This window comes from Deinococcus carri (assembly GCF_039545055.1).
Classification (GTDB): Bacteria; Deinococcota; Deinococci; order Deinococcales; family Deinococcaceae; genus Deinococcus; species Deinococcus carri.
In genome coordinates this window covers 136,099-158,248 of record NZ_BAABRP010000007.1, presented here as the reverse complement: position 1 = coordinate 158,248, position 22,150 = coordinate 136,099, and the positions used below count along the sequence as shown (strand labels likewise).

General features: G+C 70.2%; 16 protein-coding genes. 6 read left to right on the top strand and 10 right to left on the bottom strand.

Features of this window, described 5'->3' with window-relative positions; translation table 11 throughout:
• Positions 1-71: 71 nt before the first annotated feature.
• Genes ABEA67_RS10980 through ABEA67_RS10965 form a run of 4 tightly spaced genes read left to right on the top strand, consistent with a single transcriptional unit; the run spans position 72 to position 4,439 of the window.
• Positions 72-1,787 carry a tetratricopeptide repeat protein gene (locus tag ABEA67_RS10980; RefSeq protein WP_345465044.1) on the top strand — a complete coding sequence of 572 codons (1,716 nt, stop codon included), beginning with the start codon at positions 72-74 and terminating at the stop codon, positions 1,785-1,787.
• A complete protein-coding gene (locus tag ABEA67_RS10975; RefSeq protein ID WP_345465043.1) occupies positions 1,784-3,055 on the top strand; it encodes an SPOR domain-containing protein in 1,272 nt (423 codons plus the stop codon). Before ABEA67_RS10980 ends, ABEA67_RS10975 begins: the two co-directional genes overlap by 4 nt.
• Before the next feature lie 5 nt (positions 3,056-3,060).
• Positions 3,061-3,756, top strand: coding sequence for a redox-sensing transcriptional repressor Rex (locus ABEA67_RS10970; protein WP_345465041.1), 696 nt, complete (start codon positions 3,061-3,063; stop codon positions 3,754-3,756).
• On the top strand, positions 3,753-4,439 hold the full coding sequence (locus tag ABEA67_RS10965; protein ID WP_345465039.1) for a hypothetical protein: 687 nt from the start codon (positions 3,753-3,755) through the stop codon (positions 4,437-4,439). The genes ABEA67_RS10970 and ABEA67_RS10965 overlap by 4 nt, the downstream gene beginning before the upstream one ends.
• A gap of 65 nt (positions 4,440-4,504) precedes the next feature.
• Here the strand turns inward: ABEA67_RS10965 and cpdB are convergent, their stop codons facing one another.
• From cpdB to ABEA67_RS10935, 6 genes are all read right to left on the bottom strand, one after another.
• The gene (gene cpdB / locus ABEA67_RS10960) at positions 4,505-6,391 is read right to left on the bottom strand and encodes a 2',3'-cyclic-nucleotide 2'-phosphodiesterase (RefSeq protein WP_345465075.1); all 1,887 of its coding nucleotides are present in this window, start codon (positions 6,389-6,391) and stop codon (positions 4,505-4,507) included.
• A 41-nt stretch (positions 6,392-6,432) separates the two neighbouring features.
• Complete coding sequence (locus ABEA67_RS10955) at positions 6,433-7,716, bottom strand: alpha-hydroxy-acid oxidizing protein (RefSeq protein ID WP_345465037.1); 1,284 nt, start codon at positions 7,714-7,716, stop codon at positions 6,433-6,435.
• A 92-nt stretch (positions 7,717-7,808) separates the two neighbouring features.
• Positions 7,809-8,468: an FAD-binding oxidoreductase gene (locus ABEA67_RS10950; protein WP_345465036.1), complete on the bottom strand. Its 660-nt coding sequence runs from the start codon at positions 8,466-8,468 to the stop codon at positions 7,809-7,811.
• A gap of 105 nt (positions 8,469-8,573) precedes the next feature.
• Positions 8,574-9,998 carry an FAD-binding oxidoreductase gene (locus ABEA67_RS10945; protein ID WP_345465034.1) on the bottom strand — a complete coding sequence of 475 codons (1,425 nt, stop codon included), beginning with the start codon at positions 9,996-9,998 and terminating at the stop codon, positions 8,574-8,576.
• Positions 9,999-10,086: 88 nt separating this feature from the next.
• Complete coding sequence (gene glcF, locus ABEA67_RS10940) at positions 10,087-11,364, bottom strand: glycolate oxidase subunit GlcF (RefSeq protein WP_345465032.1); 1,278 nt, start codon at positions 11,362-11,364, stop codon at positions 10,087-10,089.
• A 217-nt stretch (positions 11,365-11,581) separates the two neighbouring features.
• Positions 11,582-12,394, bottom strand: a complete 813-nt coding sequence (locus ABEA67_RS10935) for a pyruvate, water dikinase regulatory protein (RefSeq protein ID WP_345465030.1) — start codon at positions 12,392-12,394, stop codon at positions 11,582-11,584.
• Between the two features lie 165 nt (positions 12,395-12,559).
• Between ABEA67_RS10935 and ppsA the strand changes: the two genes are divergently transcribed.
• Positions 12,560-14,941, top strand: a complete 2,382-nt coding sequence (ppsA, locus tag ABEA67_RS10930) for a phosphoenolpyruvate synthase (RefSeq protein ID WP_345465028.1) — start codon at positions 12,560-12,562, stop codon at positions 14,939-14,941.
• A gap of 96 nt (positions 14,942-15,037) precedes the next feature.
• Here the strand turns inward: ppsA and ABEA67_RS10925 are convergent, their stop codons facing one another.
• From ABEA67_RS10925 to ABEA67_RS10910, 4 genes are all read right to left on the bottom strand, one after another.
• Positions 15,038-16,210 carry a branched-chain amino acid ABC transporter substrate-binding protein gene (locus ABEA67_RS10925; protein ID WP_345465026.1) on the bottom strand — a complete coding sequence of 391 codons (1,173 nt, stop codon included), beginning with the start codon at positions 16,208-16,210 and terminating at the stop codon, positions 15,038-15,040.
• Between the two features lie 163 nt (positions 16,211-16,373).
• The gene (locus ABEA67_RS10920) at positions 16,374-18,560 is read right to left on the bottom strand and encodes a catalase (protein WP_345465024.1); all 2,187 of its coding nucleotides are present in this window, start codon (positions 18,558-18,560) and stop codon (positions 16,374-16,376) included.
• 168 nt (positions 18,561-18,728) lie between these two features.
• On the bottom strand, positions 18,729-19,814 hold the full coding sequence (gene dinB, locus ABEA67_RS10915) for a DNA polymerase IV (RefSeq protein ID WP_345465022.1): 1,086 nt from the start codon (positions 19,812-19,814) through the stop codon (positions 18,729-18,731).
• Between the two features lie 53 nt (positions 19,815-19,867).
• A complete protein-coding gene (locus ABEA67_RS10910; RefSeq protein ID WP_345465021.1) occupies positions 19,868-21,094 on the bottom strand; it encodes a 23S rRNA (cytosine(2499)-C(5))-methyltransferase in 1,227 nt (408 codons plus the stop codon).
• 86 nt (positions 21,095-21,180) lie between these two features.
• Between ABEA67_RS10910 and ABEA67_RS10905 the strand changes: the two genes are divergently transcribed.
• Positions 21,181-22,119, top strand: a complete 939-nt coding sequence (locus ABEA67_RS10905) for an Ig-like domain-containing protein (RefSeq protein WP_345465019.1) — start codon at positions 21,181-21,183, stop codon at positions 22,117-22,119.
• Positions 22,120-22,150: the final 31 nt, after the last annotated feature.

Sequence of the window (22,150 nt, the reverse complement as noted above, 5' to 3'; positions counted from 1 at the left end):
AACCGCGTAAGGGTTCAGAAAGAGCCTGATGCTAGGATTTTCACGTTCCCCCCGTTCAGGAGGCCCCTCCGGTGACCCAACGTAATTTGAAGGTGCTGCTCGGCCTGCTGCTGGCCGCCACGCCCACCGCCGCTGCCCAGACGCTGCTCGACACCTCGGCGGCCGTCTCGGTCCAGAACACCCTGCAACAGAGTCAGGGCGGCCCCATGACCGTGAACTTCGACGCCTGCAACCTCGCGCCGCAATACTGCCCGGACGGCAGGCCGCCCACCGGAGAGGCCGCGTCCGGGCAGGGGGCGGGACAGGCCGCCGCCTCCCCGGCACCCGCCAGCACAACGCCTGCTCCGGCCACCACCCCCCCTGCCGCGACTTCGGCCCCCGTTCTGCCCCCGGTCCCGTTCACCACGGCCCAGGAAGCCACGCTGGCCCAGGCCCGTGCGGCGCTGGGAGGCGGTCAGCTTCCGCAGGCCCGCGGTCTGTTCGAGAGCCTGATCGCCCAGAACTACCGGCAACCCGAGCCGCACTTCGGGCTGGGCCTGACCCTGCTGGCGCTGGGGAACCTGAAGGGCGCGAACTTCGAGTTCACCCAGCTGGTGGCCCTCGCCCCCGAGCGTCCCGAGGGGCCGTACAACCTGGGCGTCATCGCCTCGCGCGAGGGCCGCTACGCCGACGCGCTGCGGCTGTACGGCGAGGCGGCGGGGCTGGCCCGCGGCAAGGCGGGCGTGGCGACCCAGCGGCAGATTCTGGAAGCCCTGGCCGCCGAGCAGGTCCGCGCGCGGGACTTCGCGGCCCTGAGCGCCACCCTGGCCGAGATCGTGACCCTGGACCCGAACGACGTGGAGGCCCAGTTCCGGCTGGCGCAGGCCCAGGTGCTCGCCGGGCAGGGGGCGGCGGCGCTGCCGGGAACCTATGCCGTGCTGGAGCGGCAACCGGCGCGCGTGGACGCCGCGCTGCTCGTCGCGGACATCTACGTGGGCCAGGGCCTGCCCGACCGGGCGGTGCGCGAACTCGATGCGGCGGCCGGGCGCGTCGCCAACGGCGGGGACCGCGCACTGCTGCTGCTGCGCAAGGCCGACGTGCTGGCCGCGAGCGGGGAGACGCGGGCGGCCGTCTTTGCCGCCCAGGACGCGACCCGTGAGGACAGCCGCAATGCCGGGGCCTTCGCCCGTCTGGCCGAACTGCGCAGCCTGCGAAACGACCGCCCTGGCGCGCTCGCGGCCTACCAGAAGGCCACTACCCTGGCCCCCAAGAACGCTGCCTACTGGGCGGGTCAGGCCGCCGTGCGCCTGGCGCTGGGGCAGAACGCGGAAGCGGTCCGCGACGCGGCCCAGGCCCTGCGCCTGAAGCCGGAGGCGGGCACGCTGGCCCGCACGCAGTTTGTCCAGGGTGTCGCCGCGTACCGGCAGGGCCAGTACGGCCCGGCCCGCACCGCCCTGCGCTCCAGCGTCGCGAGCCTGCCCAGCGCCGAGGGCTACCTGTGGCTGGGCCTCAGCGCCTACGCCCTGAAGGACTACGCCGGGGCCGGGACTGCCCTGGCCGAGAGCGTGAAACTGGACCCCACGCCGATGGCGCGGCAGAACCTCGCCTCGGCGCTGCTGGCCGCCGCCCGCTACGCGGAGGCCGAGGCCATCCTGCGCGGCCTGGTCAGTGATCAGCCCAAGAACAGTGAGGCGTGGTACCTGCTGGGTCTGACCCAGCGCGCCCAGTCGCGTGAGGCCGAGGCCCGGCAATCGCTCAAGACCGCCGCCAACCTGGGGAACACCCGCGCGAAGGGAGCGCTCAAATGAGCCGAGCCGAATCCCGCCCCCGCCGCTGGCCGGACCTGCTGATCGGCCTGCTGGTGCTGCTGCTGCTCGCCGGCTTTGCCCTGCTGCTGCTCGGCCAGCGCCGCGCCGAGGTGGCCCAGGCCCCCGCCCCCGCCGCGACCGAACCGGCCCCCGTCATTCCTGGCGCACCCGGTACGGACATCGTGCCCGACAACAGCACAGCCCCGGCCGCCCCCGTCACCGAGGCTCCTGCTCCCAGCGAAGGGGAAGCAGGCAGCGGGGAGACAGAGACCCGCCCGGAAACCCCGGCAACCAGCACCACCCCGGCTCCCGTCAGCCCCGCACCAGCCACCGCGAATCAGCCTGCGCCGGAGGCGAACCCGCCCGCCAGCACCGCTCCGGCAGCCCCCGCGGCCACCCCCACCACCCCGCCCCAGGCCACGGCTCCGGCGGCGAACCCCACCGATCCGGGTCAGACGACCACCCCGCCGACCACGCCCACGGCTCCCAGCAACTCCGGCGCGGTTCCGGTGGTGGCTGCCGACCCCATCCCGGCGGCCCCGAGTGCGCCCCCGGCCCCCGCGGTCACGCTGCCCACACCCCCGGCCAACCCCACGCTGGCCCAGCCCCAGCCCGCCCAGGACGCCAGCACGCCCGCGACTCCCACGGCCCCGCCCCGCAGCGGGGGAGCCGTCGCCACCAGCGAGCAGCGCACGCCGCTGCGGAGCGATTACCGCATCAGCCTGGGCACCTTCGGCTCGGAAACGCTGGCGCAGAGCCGCACGTCAGGCGTCCGCGCCCTCGGGTACACCGTCTACCCCATCGACCTGGGGAGTCAGGTGGTCGCGCAGGTCGGTCCCTTCGCGGATGAGGGCACGGCCCGGCAGGCGCTGGCCGACATCCAGCGGGCCTACCCCGGCGCGATTCTGTATCCCCCCCGCAACCGCAGCCTCACCGGTGCCGCTGACAACAATGAGGCGGCTCCCTCCTCTCCCCCGACCGCGCCCGATACCTCGTCCGAGAACACGGCCACGACCCCGGACACGAGTGAGGCCAGGCCGCAACCCGCGCCCAGCGGTCCGGTCTACCTCCAGGTGGGGGCCTTCGATCGGGTCGAGAGCGCCCAGAATCTGGTGGGGCAACTGCGCGAGCAGGGCTACGCGCCGACCGTCAATGCGCCCGAGGGCCGCAAGGTGACGGTGCTGATCGGCCCCTTCAACGGGGCGGCCCTGACGAGCGCCGAGGAGAAGCTGGACGCGAACGGCTTCGACCACTTCCGGGTGCGGTGAGGCGGATGACTGGCATCCCGACGGCCACCATCAGCCGCCTCGTGACCTACCTGCGCATTCTGGAGGGGCTGGAAGCGCAGGAGGTGAGCCGCACCAGCAGTGGCGACCTGGCCGAGCGGGCGGGCGTCACCGCCTTTCAGGTGCGCAAGGACCTCGCCTACTTCGGGCGCTTCGGCACGCGCGGCATGGGCTACACCGTGCCCATTCTCAAGCGTGAGCTGATGCGGGTGCTGGGCCTGAACCAGACCTGGAACGTGGTGATCGTCGGGGTGGGCCGCCTGGGGCAGGCCATCGCCAACTACCCGGCGGCCAGCGACTACCAGTTTCAGTACGTGGGCCTGTTCGACGTGAACCCGGAACTGCTCGGCCAGCAGGTGCGCGGCCTGACCGTGCGCCACGTGGACGAGCTGCGCGAGTTTACCCGGACCACGCGGGTGGACATGGGCTTTCTGGCCGTGCCGCCCGAGCGGGCGCAGGACGCCGCCCAGAGCCTCGCGGACGCGGGCGTGCGCGGCATCCTGAACTTTGCCCCGGTGGTGATTCAGCCGCGCACCCTGGAGCGGGCGGGCCAGCAAGAAATCAGTGACGAGTGGCGTGCTGTGATTGTGGAGAATGTGGATTTCCTGGCCGGGATGAAGCGCCTGGCCTTTTATATCCTCAATCCCCATCTCAGCAGTGCTGAACCGGAGGAGAATGAATGAAGAAGCTCGCCCCCCTCGCCCTGCTTTTTGGTCTTGCCCTGAGTGCCTGCGGCAGCGCCCCCGGACAGCTCTCGGGCAGCCGCGCCTCGGTCGGTCTGGCTGTCTCTGACGGCGGCTCGTTCGTGACCGTCACCAAGACCTTTACCCCCGCCACGCCGGAAATCCCCGCCGTGCCGCCCTCGGGCGACAATCCCGGCACACCCGCCGTGCCCGCCGTCCCTGCCAAGACCACCTGGACCACCGGAACGCCGGGGTACGCGGAGTTCACCTTTACCAGCAGGCCCGGCTCCGACGCGGTGCATATCACCGGCTACCGGATTGTCCGCGACGTGATCAGCACGGCAACGGGCAACTATGAGGACACCAGCAAGACGGACATCAACAAGCTGGACATCTACGTGCCCTCCGGCTGGTCCTGCCCGGAGCGCACCAGCAGCCAGTCCTGCGCCATGTTTACACCCACGGGCGGCCAGCGGAACGATGTCGTTCCCGCCGAGGGCCTACCCTCCAGCCCCTACCGCCTGAACCTCGCGGGGGGACTGGCGAACCTCGTCATCGCCACCAACGCCAGCGTCGGGCGCTCGACCGACATCGAGTTCTTCGGCACCAGCAGCAGCGGCCAGGCGGTCACGGTCCGGGCGGATCACATTGCCAGCGAGGGCGTCAAGACCGGCGACGAGTAAACCTCTGGGGCCAGCAAACAGAAAGAGGCGGCCAGTTCACCGCCTCTTTCTGTTTGCTTTGTGCTTCAGAACTTGATGCTGTACTCCGCGAAACCGTCGTCACGTGTGCGCAGCAGGGTTGCCCCGGCGGGCAGGTTCTTCTGGGCATTGGGGCTGCTGACGTACAGCAGGGTCACGCCGGGGATGGGCGTCAGCTTCCAGTTGCCGTCGGCGGCAGGGTTCACCGTCTTCTGCTGCTGGAAGTACGAGATCAGGGCCTGGCGCGTCTCGTCGGGGGCCTGGAGGATGATGTTCTTGCCGGTCAGGCCGGGGAAGCTCCCGCCGCCCGAGGCGCGGTAGTTGTTGGTGGCGACCACGAACTGCGCGCCCAGGTCGATGGGCTTGCCCTGGTACATCAGATTCCTGATGCGGTGGGCCTGGGGGTTCGCCAGTTCGCCCTTGCTGCCATAGCGGGAGGGCTGGGTCACGTCGATCTCGTAGGTCACGCCATCCAGCACGTCGAAGTTGTAGGTGGGGAAGCTGTCGTCGACCAGGGCCTGGGGTTCGGTCTTGTTCGGGTCAATCTGCCGGAACTGCCCGGCGGCGCGTTCCAACCACTCCTGCACCTGCGCGCCGTTCACGAGGACGGCCTGGACGGTATTGGGGTACACGTACAGGTCGGCCACGTTCTTGATGGCGAGCGTCCCGGCGGGAATGTCGGTGTAGTAGCTGGCCCCGCCGCGGCCCCCGGCCTTGAAGGGCGCGGCGGCCGACAGCACCGGCAGGTCCTTGTACTGGGTGCCCGCCAAAGCGGCCTTGACATAGGCGGTCTGCGCGTTGCTCACGAGCTGCACGCTGGGATCGTCCTGCACCAGCGCCCAGTAGGAGGTGATGGGGGCGGCGAGGTCGGCCACCTTGCCGCGCACGTAGGCCAGCGTGCCCTCGTGCGCCTGCCTGACGGCGTTGGCGATGCGCGGGTCGGGCGTGACGAGGTTCTTCTTGGCCGTCTTGTCCCAGATGGGGCGGAGGCTGGTCTGGCTGTCCGCGACCGTCCACTTCTGGGTCTTGCGGTCGTAGTTCAGTTTCAGGTCCACCACACCCAGGTCGTTGCCCCAGAAGCCCGCCATCACGACCGGCTTGCCGTTGATGGTCCCCTTGGTGATGTCCGCGCCGGGAATGCTCTTGTACACCGGCCCGGGGAACTCCTGGTGGCTGTGGCCGCTGAGCACCACGTCGATGCCGGGGACCTTGGTGAGTTCGGCGGCCACGTTCTCCTGGCCGGGCTGGTAGTCCGCGCTGATGCCGCTGTGGGCGACCGCGACCACGATATCCGCCCCCTGGGCCTTCATCTGCGGAACGAACTTGCGGGCGGCCTCCACGATATCGGTGGTGACGATCTTGCCGTCGAGGTTGGACTTGTCCCAGTTGACGATCTGCGGAGGCAGGAAGCCGATCACGCCCACGTTGAGGACGTAGGGGCGGCCCTCGGTGTCGTACACGACCTTGCGCTGGATCAGGTAGGGCGTGAAGGCGTTCTCGCCGGGTTTGCCGGTGCCGTCATCCTTGTAGGCGTTGGCGCTGACGTAGGGCATCGGCGCGGCGGCGACCACCTGCTGGAGGAAGGGCAGGCCGTAGTTGAACTCGTGGTTACCGAGGTTCCCGGCGTCGTACTTCAGGACGCGCATCGCCGCGTGCAGGGGGTGCATCTGCCCGGCCTTGAGCGGCTGCACCCGCGCCACGAAGTCGCCCAGCGGCGTGCCCTGGATCAGGTCGCCGTTGTCGTACAGCAGCGTGTTGCGCTTCTCGCCTTTGGCCTGCTTGATCAGCGTGGCCGCGTATTCCAGGCCGAACTCGCCGGTCGGCTTGTCCTGGTAGTAGTCGTAGCCCAGCGCGTTGGTATGCAGGTCAGTCGTTTCGAGGATGCGCAGGTCCACGGTCTGCGCGCCCGCCGCGCCCAGGAGCAGGGCGGCCATCAAGGCAAGTTGCTTATGCACGCCCCTCAGAATACGCGGCTTTAGCAGGGTTGTGTAGACGGCGTGGGCGGCGCGAGATGCTGCGGCCCCAGGTCACGCGCGGCCCGCACGCCCAGCAGTCCCAGCGTGAGGTCGAACTCGGCCAGCACGTTCTGGATGACCTCGCGCACACCCGTTTCCCCCGCGATGGCGAGGCCGTAAGCGTAGGGGCGGCCCAGCAGCACGGCCCGCGCGCCCAGCGCGAGCGCCTTGGCCACATCCGACCCGGTGCGGACACCGCTGTCGAGCAGCACGGGGAGGTCGCCCGCCGCCGCGACCACACCCGGCAGGGCATCGAGCGCGCCCACCTCGCCGTCAATCTGCCGCCCGCCGTGGTTGCTGACAATCAGGCCGTTCACCCCGCGGGACGCCGCCTCGCGCGCGTCGTCGGGGTGGAGGATGCCCTTGAGGAGAATGGGGAGGCCGGTCCACTCCCGCAGGCGGCTCACGTCGTCCCAGCCCAGGTCGGGGCGGGTGTAGGTGGCGGTGAAGCGGGCGGCGGCGGCCTGCATCTGCTCCAGGCTCAGGCCGAACCTGCGGCCCCGCGCGGCCAGCTCTGCCCCGGCGCGCAGCAGGGCGGGCGTGCGGGGCGGCTGCACGGCGGGGGCGGGGAGAGCCTGGTCTAGCCGCGAGCGGAACACCGGGTCACTGAGGTACTGCGCGATGCCGCGCCCGCGCAGGAAGGGCAGGCTTCCCAGGTCGAGGTCGCGCGGACGCCATCCCAGCAGCGTGGTGTCGAGCGTCAGCACGATGGCCCCCGCGCCGCACGCCTCCGCCCGGCGCACGAAGGAACGTGTCACCTCGTCGTCGGTGCCCCAGTAGAGCTGGAACCAGCGGGGCGAGTCACCCATCGCCGCCGCGCAACTCTCCATCGGCACGGAGGCCTGCGAGGAGAAGATGAAGGGGACGTTTTCCGCCGCCGCCGCGCGGGCCACCGCGAGGTCGGCCTCCGGGTGCGCCGCCTCCAGCACGCCGATGGGGGCCAGGAGGAGGGGCGCGGCCAGGGTCTGCCCCAGCAGCTCCACGCCCAGGTCACGCTCGCGCGAACCGGACAGGCGGCGTGGCAGCAGCCGGACCCGCTCGAAGGCGGCCAGGTTGGCGCGCATGGTCCGCTCGGCCCCCGCCCCGCCCGCGATGTACGCGAAGTCTGCCGCCCCCAGTTTGGCCTGCGCCGCCGCCTGAAGCCGCTCCGGGGCCACAGGCACGGCGGGCCGCTCGCCGCCCAGGCCACGCACGTACACCCGCGTCTGCCGCGCCCGGCCCGGCCCGGTTCCGATGTTGGTCATGGGTCAGGATAGAACGCTGGGGGGCGGAAGGCAGAAGGCAGAAGGCCAGAGACAAAGGGCCTTCCGCCTTCTGCCATTTGCCATCTGCCTCTTCAGAGGCTGGCCGCCACCCGCGCGAACAGCGGGGGCACCGGGGGCGCTCCCCCGCCGTTCACCCAACCGAAGCGGCGGTCGCGCAACGCCGCACCCTCCCCTACCCCGAGGCCGTCCGGAAAGCGGGAGGTGAGGTCGAGAGGTCCCGTGACCTCCCGCGCCTGCGGCAGCACGCCCAGCGCCCGCTCCACCTCGCGCGCGTGGCCGAAATGCAGCAGGTGAACCTCGCCGCCGTCCTGCCAGGCAAAGCGGGCAGACAGGTGCCCCAGGGCCGCCAGCGAGCCGGGGGCCGCGACGTGGCGCACGCTCAGGCCGGGGCGGAGCCTCAGGGTCACTTCCAGCGCCTCGCCCAGCAGCCCGAAGGAACCGACGAAGGGGCGGGTGAGGTCGTAGCCCTGCACATTCTTCACGGTGCGCCCGCCCGCCCGCACCACGCGGCCCGACGGCGCGCGAAAGGTCACGCCCAGCACCTCCGCCCCGAAGAAGAAGGTCTGCCCGAAGCCGCCGCGCGCGACCAGCCCGCCCACCCCGCCCGGCAGTTCCACCCGCGGAAAGGGCGGATACAGCCCGGCGGGCAGCGCGGCGTGAACCTCCAGCAGCCCGGTATCGCCGCTGACGGTGACGGTCTGGTCGTGGGGGGAGAGGTCAAGGATGGGCATGGCTGGCCTCCGGCTGGTGCGCGGTGCGCGGGAAGCGGTGCGCGGGCGTCGTGGCCTTTGCGTGCTTTTTCCTGCGTCCTGCGTACTGCATCCCGCTTCCCATCCTCACTCCTCCTCCGGCAGCACCTTGCCGGGATTCAGCGCCCCTGCCGGGTCCAGCGCCCGCTTCACGTCCCAGAGTGCGCTGAGGGTCACCGGGTCCACCGCCTCGCGCATGAAGGGCCGTTTCATGGTGCCGATGCCGTGTTCGCCGCTGAGGACGCCGCCGTGCCGGATGGCGACGAGGGCGATGCGGTGGGCGAGGTCGTGGACGGCTTCCGGCGATTCGCGCCGGGGGTCGAAGAGGATGTTGGGGTGCAGGTTCCCGTCCCCGATGTGCCCGAACTGCACGACGTGAAAGCCGCTGGCGTCGCCCAGCGCGCGAATCTCGCGCACCACGTCGGGCAGCACGCTGCGCGGCACCACGATGTCCTCGTTCATGCGCTGCGGGCGGATGCGGCCCAGCGCCGGGCTGACGCTGCGGCGGGCCTGCCACAGCGCGGCGCTCTCGGCGTCACTGGCGGCGCGGCGCACCGTGCCCCCGGCGGCCAGGCAGGCGGCCTCCACCAGCGCACGTTCCTCCTCCACCGTGTCCAGATCGTCGCCGTCGGTGTCCACCAGCAGCACGGCCCCCGCCTCCCGTGGCAGGCCCAGGTGCAGGTAGTCCTCCACCGCGTTCGTGCAGGCCTGATCCATGAATTCCAGCTTGCCCGGCACGGCCCCGGCGGCAATCGCGGCGCTGACCGCCTCGGCGCAGGCCCCCACCTCCGCGAAACTCGCCATCAGGGTGCGGGTGAACCGGGGCGGCGGGGTCAGGCGCAGCGTGGCCTCGGTGATGAGGCCCAGGGTGCCCTCTGAACCGATCAGCAACCCGGCCAGGTCGTAGGCGTCGCGGCCCAGTTCATGCACCTCGCCCTCCGCGTCCACGAACTCCAGGCCCCGCACGTAGTCGCCGCTCACCCCGTACTTGAAGCACAGCGGCCCCCCCGCGTTCTCGCCCAGGTTCCCGCCGATGGTGCTGGTGCGGAAGCTGGCGGGGTCGGGCGGGTAGATCAGGCCGAACGGTCTGGCCTTGTCCGTCACCGCCAGCGTCACCACGCCCGCCTGTGCCCGCGCCTCCCGCCGCTCCGGGAAGATGTCCAGCCGGGTCATGCGGGTAAAGGAGATGACGAGTCCGGGTAGGGCCGGAGCCGCGCCGCCACTCAGCCCACTCGCCGCCCCGCGCCCCACGACAGGCACGCCCGCCGCCCGCGCCGCCCGCACCGCCGTCACCACGTCCGCCGTACTTTCCGGCAGCACTACAGCCAGCGGCGTCGCCCCGAACTGAATCGCGTCGTAGCGGTAATTCAGCCGCTCGGAGAGGTTGGAGAGAACCTTCTGCGGGCCGAGCAGGCGGGTGAGTTCAGCAGCGAGGGCATTGTCGGGCTTCCCGTTCGAGCGGGGCTTGGGGGCGGGGGAACCAGGGGAAAGGGCGGTTTTGCGGGGGGTCATGGGTGGACCTCGGGGGCGCAGTACGCGGTGCGCGGTGCACGGGAAAAGACCAACCGCGCACTGCGTCCCGCGTCCCGCCTCCCTCCCCTCACAGCTCCCCCCGATAAGCCAGGTCCAGCACTTCCACCGTATGCAGCACCGGCACCCGGCTCCCCTGCCGCCGGACGTGGCTCTGAATCTGGGTGTGGCAGCCGATATTGCCGCTGGCGATCAGGTCCGGCGTGGTGGACAGGATATTTCTGGCCTTGCGCACGCCAAGCTCGTTCGCCAGTTCGGGCTGTTCCAGGTTGTAGGTGCCCGCCGAGCCGCAGCACAGGTCGCCCTCGGGCACCTCCAGCACCGTCACGCCGGGAATCGCGCGCAGAAGTTCACGGGGCGCGGCGCGAACGCCCTGCGCGTGGGCGAGGTGACAGGCGTCGTGGTAGGCGATGGTGAGGGGACGGGCGGTGGGCAGGCAGGGTTCGAGTTCACCTTCCCGCAGCAGCCCCGCCAGGAACTCGCTGATGTCCTGCACCTTCGCGGCGAAGGCCCGCGCCTGGGCCTCGTCGGGGAGGCCGTGCAGCACCACCGGGTACTCCTTGAGGCCCGCGCCACAACCCGCCGCATTGCTGAGAATGGCGTCGTAGTCGTCGGGATTGAAGGCGGCGAGGTTCTGACGGACCAGCCGCAGGGCCTCCTCACGCGCGCCGGTATGCAGCGCGGCGGCCCCGCAACAGCCCTGCCCCTCCGGAATCACCACCTCGATGCCGTTGCGGGCCAGCACGCGCAGGGTCGCGGCGTTGAAGTTGGGCGTCAGGGCCTGCTGCGCGCAGCCGGCGAGGAAGGCCACCCGGCCCCGCCGTTTGCCGCGTGCGGGCGTGACTTCCGGGTTGGGCTGCATCGCCGGGACATGCTCGGGCAGCAGGTCCAGGGGCGCACGCAGCGCAGCGGGCAGCAGGGGCGCGAGGGGCTTGGCATACTGCCCCGCCCGCGCGGCCAGACTGAACACCCTCGGCGCGGGGAGAATCTTCAGGATGGCGGCGCGCCCCGCCCGGGCCAGCGGCGAACGCTCGCGCTGGGGTTCGCTCCAGCCCCGGAAACTGGTGATCAGTTCGCCGTAGGGCACCCCGCTGGGGCAGGCCGTCACGCACGCCTGACACCCCAGGCAGCGGTCGAGGTGCGGGGCGGCGTCCGCCAGGGGCAGCGCGCCCTCCAGCACCTCCTTCATCAGCACGATGCGGCCGCGGGGGCTGTCCATCTCGTCGCCCAGGACAGCGTAGGTGGGGCAGGCGGGCAGGCAGAAGCCGCAATGCACGCAGGCGTCCACCGCGTGCGCCATCACCTCGCCCTGCGGCCCGATGTCCTGCACGGGTATGTCGTTGTTCAAGGGCTGGCCCTCACGGTGGACAGGATAGGGCAGCGGGGCGGGGAGAAAAGGAAAGATATATGCAGAGGGCAAGCTTCGCTTGCCACCCCCCTCCCAACCTCCCCCGCAAGGGGGGAGGAGCTAAAAATGACGTCCCACACGCACTCTTCTTCCGACTTACATCAGCCCTGAGCTTCAGCCCCCGCTGCTCAAAGCTGACCGCTGAAAGCTCCCTCCCTCACCCCCGCCGCACCTGCGCCAGAATCCCCGCCGCGATTTCCTCCACGCTGGCGCTGGTGGTGTCGCGCACCGGGATGCCCACGCGCTGAAAGAGGCGCTCGGCGCGGCGAACCTCGTGTTCGCACTGCTCTAAGCTGGCGTAGCGGCTGTTCGGCTTGCGCTGGGTGCGGATGGCGTGCAGGCGGCGGGGGTCGATGGTCAGGCCGTGCAGCTTGGCGCGCCAGGGTTCGAGGGGAATGGGCAGCGACTCGCGCTCGAAGTCGTCTTCCGCCAGGGGGTAATTGCTGGCGCGGATGCCGTGCTGGAGGGCCAGAAACAGGCTGGTGGGCGTCTTGCCCGCGCGGCTGACCCCCACCAGGATCACGTCGGCCAGACCGTACTGGCGGTCACCCAGGCCGTCGTCGGTGGCGAGGGCGAAATCCAGCGCGTCCATGCGGGCCAGGTAGCTGGTCTGGTCGTGCATGTCGTGGTGGCGGCCCACGCTGCGGGCGGCCTTTTCCCCGAACTCCTGTTCCAGGGCACTGAGGCCGGGGCCGAGCAGGTCGAACATCTGGGCGGGCGCGGCTTCCAGTTCGCGCAGCACGGCCGCGTCGGTGATGGTGGTGAAGATCAGGGGGCGTTCGCCACGGGAGGCCAGCGCCGCGACCTCGCGGGCCACCCCCTGCGCGGCGGCCACGCTGGCGACAAAGGGCCGCTGAAGGTACTTGAGGGGCTGGTTCGGAAAGTGGGCCAGCAGCGCGCGGGCGGTGTTCTCGGCCGTCAGGCCGGTGTGGTCGCTGACAATCAGGACGGTGCGGGCAGGCGGCGTCATGCCCGCAGCCTGACACGGCGGGGTGGGGGGCTGTCCAGACGGATAAAGGTTGTCCCCAGACAGGTGGCAGACGGCGCGGGATCTCCGGGGTAAGCTGTGGGAGCCTAAGCACACCAATTCCCGCCGTTTCCACACGGGAAAAGCCCATCAGAACGGAGTAGACGCATGGACATGATTCGCTGGTTCCAGACACTAAGGATGACGGACGTGGAGGTCGTGGGCGGCAAGAACGCCTCCATCGGCGAGATGATTCAGGGGCTGGCGGGGGCCGGGGTGCGGGTGCCCGGCGGCTTTGCCACGACGGCGGATGCCTTCCGCGCCTTCCTGACCCACAACAGCATCGAGGAGAAGATCAACGCCCGGCTCTCCTCACTCGACGTGAACGACGTGGTGGCCCTGGCCGCCGCCGGTAAGGAAATTCGCGGCTGGGTCGAGGAAGGCGAACTGCCCGCGGGGCTGGAAGGGGCCATCCGCGACACCTACGCCCAGATGACGCAGGAAGCCGGGGGCACCGAGCCGGACGTGGCCGTGCGGTCGAGCGCCACCGCCGAGGACCTGCCGGAAGCGAGTTTCGCCGGGCAGCAGGAAACCTTCCTGAACGTGCGCGGCATCGACTCGGTGCTGCATCACGTCCGGCTGGTGTTCGCCTCTCTCTACAATGACCGGGCCATCTCCTACCGCGTCCACCACGGCTTCGCGCACGCGGAGGTCGCGCTGTCGGCGGGCGTGCAGCGCATGGTCCGCACCGACCTGGGCGTGAGCGGCGTGGCCTTTACCCTCGACACCGAGAGCGGCTACCGGGACGCGGTGCTGGTGACAGCAGCCTACGGCCTGGGCGAGCTGGTGGTGCAGGGCGCGGTGAACCCCGACGAGTTCTTCGTGTACAAGCCCGCGCTGAAGGCCGGGAAACGCGCGGTGCTGCGCCGCACTCTGGGCAGCAAGGCCCGCAAGATGATCTACGCCGAGGGCGGGGGCGTGGAGAGTGTGGATGTGCCGCAGGCCGAGCAACGGCGCTTCTGCCTCTCGGACGAGGACCTGACCGAACTCGCCCGGCAGTGCGTGACCATCGAGGAGCACTATGGCCGCCCGATGGACATCGAGTGGGGCAAGGACGGGCGCGACGGCCTGATCTACATCCTCCAGGCGCGGCCCGAGACGGTGCAGAGCCGTGCCGGGCGCACGCTGGAGCGCTTCGAGCTGTCGGGCAGCGGCGAGGTGCTGGTCGAGGGCCGCGCGGTGGGCAACCGCATCGGCGCGGGTGTGGTGCGGGTGGTCCGCGAAGTGAGCGAGATGGATCAGGTGCAGGAGGGCGACGTGCTGGTGGCCGACATGACCGACCCCGACTGGGAACCGGTGATGAAGCGGGCCAGCGCCATCGTGACCAACCGCGGCGGGCGCACCTGCCACGCGGCCATCATCGCGCGTGAGCTGGGGATTCCAGCGGTGGTGGGCACCGGCAATGCCACCCGCGAGCTGAAAAGCGGTCAGGCCGTGACCGTGAGCTGCGCCGAGGGCGACACCGGCTATGTGTACGCGGGGGAACTGCCCTTCCGCGTGGACCGGGTCGAACTCGACGCCATGCCCGCCGTCCCGATGAAGATCATGATGAATGTGGCCTCGCCCGACCGCGCCTTTTCCTTCGCGGCGCTGCCCAACGAGGGCGTGGGGCTGGCGCGTGTGGAGTTCGTCATCTCGAACGTGATCGGCATTCACCCCCGCGCGCTGCTGGACTACCCGAACGTGCCGGAGGACGTGAAGGCGCAGATCGAGGAGCGGACCGCCGGGTACGCCTCGCCGCGTGACTTCTTCCGCGACAAGCTGGCCGAGGGCGTGGCAAGCATTGCGGCCGCCTTCGCGCCCAAGCCCGTGATCGTGCGCCTCAGCGACTTCAAGAGCAACGAGTACGCCCACCTGATCGGCGGCCCCGGCTACGAGCCGCAGGAAGAGAACCCCATGATCGGGTTCCGGGGGGCCTCCCGCTACCGCTCCGCCGACTTTGCCGAGGCCTTCGCGCTGGAGTGCGAGGCCATCCGCCTGGTGCGTGACGAGATGGGCCTCACCAACGTGCAGGTGATGATTCCCTTCGTCCGCACGGTGGGCGAGGCGCAGACGATCATCGGGATTCTGGAAAGGAACGGCCTGACGCGCGGCGAGAACGAGCTGAAGGTGATCATGATGTGCGAGGTGCCCTCCAACGCCATCCTGGCCGACCAGTTCCTCGAACATTTCGACGGCTTCTCCATCGGCTCCAACGACCTGACGCAGCTCACGCTGGCGCTCGACCGCGACTCGGGGCTGGTGGCCGACATGTTCGACGAGCAGAACGAGGCCGTGCTCGCGCTGATGGCCCAGGCCATCGCCGCCGCCAAGCGCCAGGGCAAGTACGTGGGCATCTGCGGGCAGGGACCCTCGGACCACCCCGCCCTCGCCCAGTGGCTGATGGATCAGGGCATCGACTCGGTGAGCCTCAACCCCGACAGCGTGCTGAGCACCTGGCTGCACCTGGCGGGCGAAGGGACCGGGGAGCGCGAGACGGCACGGGCGTAACCCCCTAGAAACAGCACAGAAACAGGGACGGTCCCGGCTGGGGATCGTCCCTGTTTCTGTGCTGGCCGCTGGAAGCTGACTGCTGGCCGCTCTACCTCACTTCAGGCTCTCGGCCGTCACCGTCTGCACCTTGGCGACCTGCGGCTGAAGCACGTCGTCGAAGCGCATGATCAGCACGCGGGAGCGCTGGCGCTCGCCATTCCCGGAAAAGGCGATGGCCCCGGTGATGGTCGTGCAGCGCGCCTTGTCCGCGTTGAAGCAGGCCGGGAGGTTGACCTTGCGGACGGCGGCGCTGACCTGGGCACGGGTGGGCACACCACGGGCGCTGGTCGCCGCCGCCCGGACCGCGGCCAGGAGGGTGTTGGTCGCGTCGTAGGCGTACACGGCGACGCCGCTGGGCTTGCTCTTGTAGGCCGCCTGGTACTTCTCGGTAAAGTCCAGGGCGTTGGAAAAGGAACTCACCGGCCCGAAGACCGTGCTGTACACCACGCCCGCCCCCGCGATGCCGACGCGCTGGAGGAAACTCGGGGAGTCCAGGCCGTCTCCACCCATGAAGATCGCGGTGATGCCCGCCGCCCGCAGCGCCTTGAGCAGTTGTGAGCCGGTGTCGTCGGTGCCGCCGAAATACACCACGTCGGCCCCACTGCCCTTGACCTTCTTCACGACGTCGGCAATCTGGGTCGCGTTGGAGGCCCCGGCATAGGCCGCCACGTTCACCTTCTGCTTCTTGAGGTTGCTGAGCAGCACGCGGGTCAGGCCGTTGCCGTAAGCGGTGTTGTCGGAAATCACGAACACCGAGCGCGCCTTCAGTTCATCCGCGATGTAGTTTGCGGCGGCGACCCCCTGGGCGGCGTCCGGGGCCACGACCCGGCTGAAGTGCGCCCAGTCGTTTTGCGTGAGCTGGTCGTTGGTGCTGGCGGGCGAGATGGTGGCGAGGCCAGCGGGGCCGAACGCCTGCGCCAGCACGTTCGACACGCTGGAATTCAGCGCCCCGACCACACCCACGATGCCCTTATCCGCCACGATCGTCTTGGCGACCTGCCCGCCCAGGACGGCGGAGGCCTGATCGTCATACGGCGTCAGCACCAGGTCGTAGCCGAGGGCCTTGAAGGCCGCGGCCTGCTCCTGTACCGCCAGCTCCGCGCCGCGTTTGACCTCGCTGCCAATCGGCGTCAGGCTGCCGCTGAGAGGACTGACGGTGGCGATCTTGATGGTCGCGGCGTTCGCTGTTCCCGCCAGCAGCAGCGCGGAGAGGACAGCCTGCTTCAACCTCTTACCCCTTGGGCTTTGCATGACTCACAGTACGAGGGCCGGATAACAGCGCTCTTACAGGGAGTGCGCGCGCCTCTCGCCATGACGGAAAGGGCCGCAACAGAAAGGGGCAGGGGGAAAGCCGCAGCCTCCCCCCTGCCTGCCCCCGCTGGGGCGCTGTTCAGGCCGGAACGCGGGGATCGGGGCGGTTCCAGTGGCGGTGCTGGGCCACGGCCTCGATAAAGGCCAGGGCCAGCGCGTCCGGCGCGGTGTCCGGACCCTGCGCGGTCACCACACCGGCCTGACTCTGGAGGCCTCCCGCATCCAGTGCCACCCCGATGAGGGCCGCGGCTCGCAGCAGCTCCACGCCCTCACCCTGCGCGCCGATAGCCTTGCCGTGCTTGTAGCTCTCGGTGACGAAGTGCAGCGCGTCACCGTTCCGCAGCAGGGCCGCCGCACTCTGGGCACCGCCGGGCACGAAGACGGCGTCGTACAGGACCGAGGCGGTGGTCAGGAAGCCCTTGTCCGCCTTCACCTCGCCGCCCACGCCCTGGAGGGTGCCGGGGAACTTCGAGATCACCTCGGCGGTCGCGCCCGCCTCCTGCAAGGCCTGCCGGATGGCGTTCAGGCTGGCGACGTCCACGCCATTTTCGGCCAGCAGAGCAATCTTGCGGGTCCGGATGCCGTCCGTGCGTTTGCGCGCCTCGACGCCCACCTCGGGGGCAAGTTGCTGGACGGGCTGGCTCAGGTCGGCGGCGGGCGGCTCGACGCCGATGCCCTCTGCCACGCGCACCGCCAGGTCATGGTTGATGCGGCTGAAGAACTCGTGGACCATCCGCTCGCGCACCGCCATGACCTTGCACTTGCCCAGCTCGAAGCGGGCGGCGTCCACCAGATGCTCCTGCTCGGTCGGGGTGAGCGACTGCCAGAACATGGTGGCCTGGCTGAAGTGGTCCCCGAAACTGGGGCTGCGCTGGCGAATCTTGTGGCCCTCCACGCGCTCCATGTGGTGGACGTAGCCGCCCTCGGCCTCCGGCGCGGGAGCGGGAAAGCCGCCGCCCAGCGAGTTGGGAAAGTACGACGCGCGGCCGCGGTGAATCTCCTGCTGCCCGTAACCCTCGCGCTGGTTGTTGTGGACCGGCACGACGGGACGGTTGATGGGCAGCTGGGCAAAATTGGGGCCGCCCAGGCGAATCAGTTGCGTGTCCAGGTACGAGAACAGCCGCCCCTGGAGAAGGGGATCGTTGGTGAAGTCGATGCCCGGCACCACGTGGCCGGGGTGAAAGGCCACCTGCTCGGTCTCCGCGAAGAAGTTGTCGGGGTTGCGGTTCAGGGTCAGCTTGCCCACGATGCGCACCGGCACCAGCTCCTCGGGAATGAGCTTGGTGGCGTCGAGCAGGTCGAAGTCGAACCGCTGTTCGTCTTCCTCCTCCACGATCTGCACGCCCAGCTCGAACTCGGGGAAGTTGCCCTGCTCGATGGCCTCCCACAGGTCGCGGCGGTTGAAGTCCGGATCCTTTCCGGCGATCTTCTGCGCCTCGTCCCAGACCAGGGAGGCGGTGCCCAGCACGGGCCGCCAGTGGAACTTCACGAAGCGTGCCTTGCCCGCCTCGTTGATGAAGCGGAAGGTGTGGACGCCGAAGCCCTCCATCATGCGGTAGCTGCGGGGAATGGCGCGGTCGGACAGCACCCACATGATGACGTGCGCGCTTTCCGGCATCAGCGAGATGAAATCCCAGAAGGTGTCGTGCGCCGCCGACGCCTGCGGCATCTGGTCGGGCTGCTCGGGCTTGACGGCGTGGACGAGGTCGGGGAACTTGATCGCGTCCTGGATGAAGAAGACCGGCATGTTGTTGCCCACCAGGTCCCAGTTGCCCTCCTCGGTGTAGAACTTCACCGCGAAGCCGCGCACGTCGCGCACGGTGTCCGCCGAGCCGCGAAAGCCCACCACGGTGGAAAAGCGCACGAAGACGGGCGTCCTGACCGAAGGGTCCTGAAAGACCTTCGCCCTGGTCAGTTCGGTGAGCGGCTCGTACACCTGGAAGTAGCCGTGCGCGCCCGAGCCGCGGGCGTGGACCACGCGCTCGGGGATGCGCTCGTGGTCGAAGTGCATCATCTTCTCGCGCAGGTGGAAGTCTTCAAGCAGCGTCGGCCCGCGCGCGCCCGCCTTCAGCGAGTTATCGGTGTCGCTGACGCGCAAGCCCTGGTTGGTGGTGAGGTACTGGCCGGTGCTGTCCCTGCGCTGCGGCTCAAGCTGCGCCTGCTTGCTGCTGCCCTGCACCTCGCGGGGCTGCACTTCGGGAGACGGCACGTCCTGGGACTGCGGGGCGGCATCGGGAGCTGTGCTCCGGGGGTCGGACTGGCTCATGGGGCACCTTTCGGTAACTCGGGGAGAAACGGCAACGGGGCAGCATGGAACGGCTGGCAGCGGCGCAAGCGCTGACCTGCCAGCAGCCCGCTCAGGCTACCGACCCCTGCCGCCGGGGTGTGGGGAGCAGCCTCAACCTCTGTTGAGATTTTCTTCAGCCGGGTGGCTTCAGCGGGGGCGCGGTTCCTCCCACGCCGCCCCGAACAGGGTCGGTTGCGGCGGAACTGGGGCCGTCAGACCGGCGGCCGTCAGTCCGACCAGCCGCACCCCGCGCCCCGCGAGCAGTTCCGGGGTGACCAGGCGGGCGGCCACCCGTGCGAGCACCTCCGCCGCCTGCACCGGCTGGGGCAACGTGACGCGGCGGGTCAGCAGCGTGCGGTCGTGAAAGCGGAGTTTCAGAATCACTACCCGCCCGGCGCGATCGGCCCGGTGCAGCCGCCGCTCGACGGTGGCCGCGAGGTGCGGCAACGCGGCCCGCACCTGCTGCGCCGTGCGGAGGTCCTCGCCGTAGGTTTCCTCCGCCCCGATGCTGAGGGGCGCGCGGTCAGGCTGCACGGGCCGGTCGTCCTGCCCGTGGGCGATGCGCGAAAAATGCTCGCCCATTCGCCCGAACAGCCGGGTCAGTTCCCCCGGCGGGGCGGCGCGCAGGTCGGCCCCGGTGTGAATCCCGTGCGCGGCGAGCTTGCGCGCGGTCGCGGGGCCGATGCCGTGAAAGTCGGCGGTGGGCAGCGCGGCCAGCAGCGCGTCGGCCTCGGCGGGCAGCAGCACCGTCAGGCCGTCGGGCTTGTTCAGGCCGCTCGCCAGCTTGGCGAGGAACTTGTTCACGCTCACGCCCGCCGTGGCGGTCAGCCCCGTCCGGGCGCGAATGGCGGCGCGGATGCCCGCGGCGATGCGGGTAGCACTCGGCCCGCCGGTCAGGGGGTCGGTCACGTCCAGATACGCCTCGTCCAGCGCGAGCGGCTCGACCAGCGGCGTGTAGCGCGCGAAAATCTCGCGGACCTGCGCACTGACCTCGCGGTACGCCTCGAAGCGCGGCTCGACCACCCGCAGGTCCGGACAGCGTTCCAGTGCCCGGTACAGCGGCATGGCGCTCCGCACACCGTGGGGCCGCGCCTCGTAGCTGGCGGTCAGGACCACGCTGCGCTTGCCGCCCCAGGCCACCGCGACGGGGTGGCCGCGCAGCCGGGGGTCATCCCGCTGTTCGACCGACGCATAAAAGGCGTCCATGTCCACGTGGATGATCTTGCGCGGCACTGTGCCCCTTCCGTCTGGCCCCACCCCACTCCCCTCCCCTGGCCGCCCCGCCGTCAGTCGAGTTGCAGGTAGATCGCCTTGAGGTACTCGGCCTCGGGGAAGCTGGCGTGGTGGTCGGGGGCGTGGCGGCTGGTCCGCAGCTCGCGCCACTTGCGGCCGCTGCGCCGGGCCGCGCCCCGCACCGCCTCGAAGAACTCCTCGGCGCTGACGTGGGCGCTGCACGAGGCGCTCACCAGCACGCCTCCCGGCGCGAGGCGGCGCAGGCCGTCGGCCGCCAACTTCCCGTAGGCGCGGATGGCCCCCGCCCGCTCGGCCTCCCGCCGCGCCAGCGAGGGCGGGTCGAGGATGATCAGGTCGAACTCGCGCCCCGTCTGCGCCAGCCACTCGAACACGTCGGCCTGCACCGTCTCATGGCGCGCGGTGAGGCCGGGATTCAGCGCGAAGTTGCGCCCCGCACTGGCGAGGGCGTGCGCGCTGATGTCCAGGCTGACCACCTCCCGCGCCCCGCCCCGCGCGGCATACAGCGAGAAGCCCCCGGAAAAGGAAAAGGCGTTCAGCACCCGCCGCCCCCGCGCGAGTGCCTCCACCCGGCGGCGGTTCTCGCGCTGATCCAGAAAAAAGCCCGTCTTCTGCCCGCGCACCACGTCCGCCTCGAAGTGGAGGCCGGATTCGCGGAAGACCACCGGGCCGCCCGGCTCCTCGCCCACCAGGGTCTGGCCGTCGTGCAGGCCCGCCTCCTGCGCCAGCGCCGCGACATTGCGGCTGAGGCGCAGCACCACCCGGAAGCCCGGAAACCGTTCGGCCAGCAGCTCCAGCAGCAGCGGCAGGTGCGGGAACCAGGCCGCCGTGTACAGCTTGAGAACCAGCGTGTCGGCGTAGCGGTCGAGCACCGCGCCGGGGAACCCGTCCGACTCGCCGTTCAGCAGTCGGTAGCCGTCGGTCTCCCCCGCGTGCGCGGCGGGACCGAACAGGGGGGCACGCCGCAGCAGGGCCGCGTCCAGGCGGTGCGCCCACCACGCCCGGTCCACCGTGATCGGCGTCCCCACGTGCAGCACCCGCAGCCGCAGCGGCGAGTGCGGGTCGTACAGGCCTATCGCCAGAAAGCGGTCACGGCGGTCGTACACCACCGCCAGTTCCCCGGCCTCGCCCTCCCGGTTCTGCCCGCGCACGCTGCTCTCGTACAGCCAGGGGTGCCCCGCGCGCAGGTGCGCCTCGGCGGGGGCCGTCACACGCAGGCGCAGGCGGGGGCGGGCAGGGGAAGTGGGGGGAAGATCGGCCATCGGGAGGAGGGTAGCGCAGGTGTCCGGCGGGGACTGTGCCGCACATGCGGCAACGTTGCCGGGGAACAACCCCTACTGTGGGCAGGATGACCAGACTTACCCTGCCCCTCCTGAGTGCCGCGCTGCTGCTGGCTGCCTGCGGGGGCGACCCCCGACCGACCGCCGACACCACGCCGCCCACGGTGACCCTGACGGGCACCCCGCCCACCACACCCGGCGACTTCACGTTGACCGCCAACGCTACCGATACCGTCGGCGTCACCAAGGTCGAGTTCTACCGGGGCAGCACGCTGATCGGAACCGATACGGCCGCTCCCTACACGGCCTCCGTCGAGGTGGATCAGCGCGACAACGGCGTCGTGAGCTTCACTGCCCGGGCCTACGATGCTGCGGGCAACGTCGGTCAGGGCGGCCTGAACACCCGCATCAACATCAACACGTTGTATCAGGGCGACTGGGTGTGGGTGGCGGTCGATTACGCCGGGAATCTGGTGGCTTCGGGCCTGACGACCCTCTTCGACCAGAGCAGCACCAATACCGGCACCCTGGCCCTGGGCGTATATGGGAAGGACGTGACGCCCGGCGACCCCAGGAGTGACGTGGTGCTGGACGGCCTGACCCTTATGGGACCGGTCACGGCGGCCAACCAGTTGCAGGTGCGTTTCATCCGCGATCTGGAGAATGAAGACATCTTCCTGCTGGCCGACGATGATGACAACGCCCTCAGCACCCAGCAGGGCAAGCCTTTCTTCTTTGACGACGACGCCGAGCTGCGCTCCACCGCTACGGCGAGCACGGCGGTCGCGTTTGGCATGGGACAGATCAGCACCACGCCGTCACTCGGCGGCCTGGCCACTCCGGCGGGCGACCTCTCGGCCCAGAGCACCACCCAGCTTCAGGTGGCAAAGCTCACCCAGCAGGCGACGGCTCTCGCCGCGTCTGCCAAGACCCTCAACAATGCCGATCCTGTCCGCTCTCTCCAGCAACTGTTGCCCGTCTTCGGGAAGGTCGCCGCCCAACGCTGACCATGAACAGGACGGGAGAGAGGCGCGTGCT

Bases quoted from the DNA above. Each gene is read 5' to 3' on its own strand.
- ABEA67_RS10920 (WP_345465024.1), bottom strand. From the start codon at position 18,560: ATGAGCCAGTCCGACCCCCGGAGCACAGCTCCCGATGCCGCCCCGCAG.
- ABEA67_RS10935 (WP_345465030.1), bottom strand. From the start codon at position 12,394: ATGACGCCGCCTGCCCGCACCGTCCTGATTGTCAGCGACCACACCGGC.
- ABEA67_RS10955 (WP_345465037.1), bottom strand. From the start codon at position 7,716: ATGACCAACATCGGAACCGGGCCGGGCCGGGCGCGGCAGACGCGGGTG.
- ABEA67_RS10945 (WP_345465034.1), bottom strand. From the start codon at position 9,998: ATGACCCCCCGCAAAACCGCCCTTTCCCCTGGTTCCCCCGCCCCCAAG.
- ABEA67_RS10910 (WP_345465021.1), bottom strand. From the start codon at position 21,094: ATGGCCGATCTTCCCCCCACTTCCCCTGCCCGCCCCCGCCTGCGCCTG.
- ABEA67_RS10905 (WP_345465019.1), top strand. From the start codon at position 21,181: ATGACCAGACTTACCCTGCCCCTCCTGAGTGCCGCGCTGCTGCTGGCT.
- ppsA (WP_345465028.1), top strand. From the start codon at position 12,560: ATGGACATGATTCGCTGGTTCCAGACACTAAGGATGACGGACGTGGAG.
- ABEA67_RS10965 (WP_345465039.1), top strand. From the start codon at position 3,753: ATGAAGAAGCTCGCCCCCCTCGCCCTGCTTTTTGGTCTTGCCCTGAGT.
- ABEA67_RS10970 (WP_345465041.1), top strand. From the start codon at position 3,061: ATGACTGGCATCCCGACGGCCACCATCAGCCGCCTCGTGACCTACCTG.
- ABEA67_RS10975 (WP_345465043.1), top strand. From the start codon at position 1,784: ATGAGCCGAGCCGAATCCCGCCCCCGCCGCTGGCCGGACCTGCTGATC.
- ABEA67_RS10950 (WP_345465036.1), bottom strand. From the start codon at position 8,468: ATGCCCATCCTTGACCTCTCCCCCCACGACCAGACCGTCACCGTCAGC.
- cpdB (WP_345465075.1), bottom strand. From the start codon at position 6,391: ATGGCCGCCCTGCTCCTGGGCGCGGCGGGCGCGCAGACCGTGGACCTG.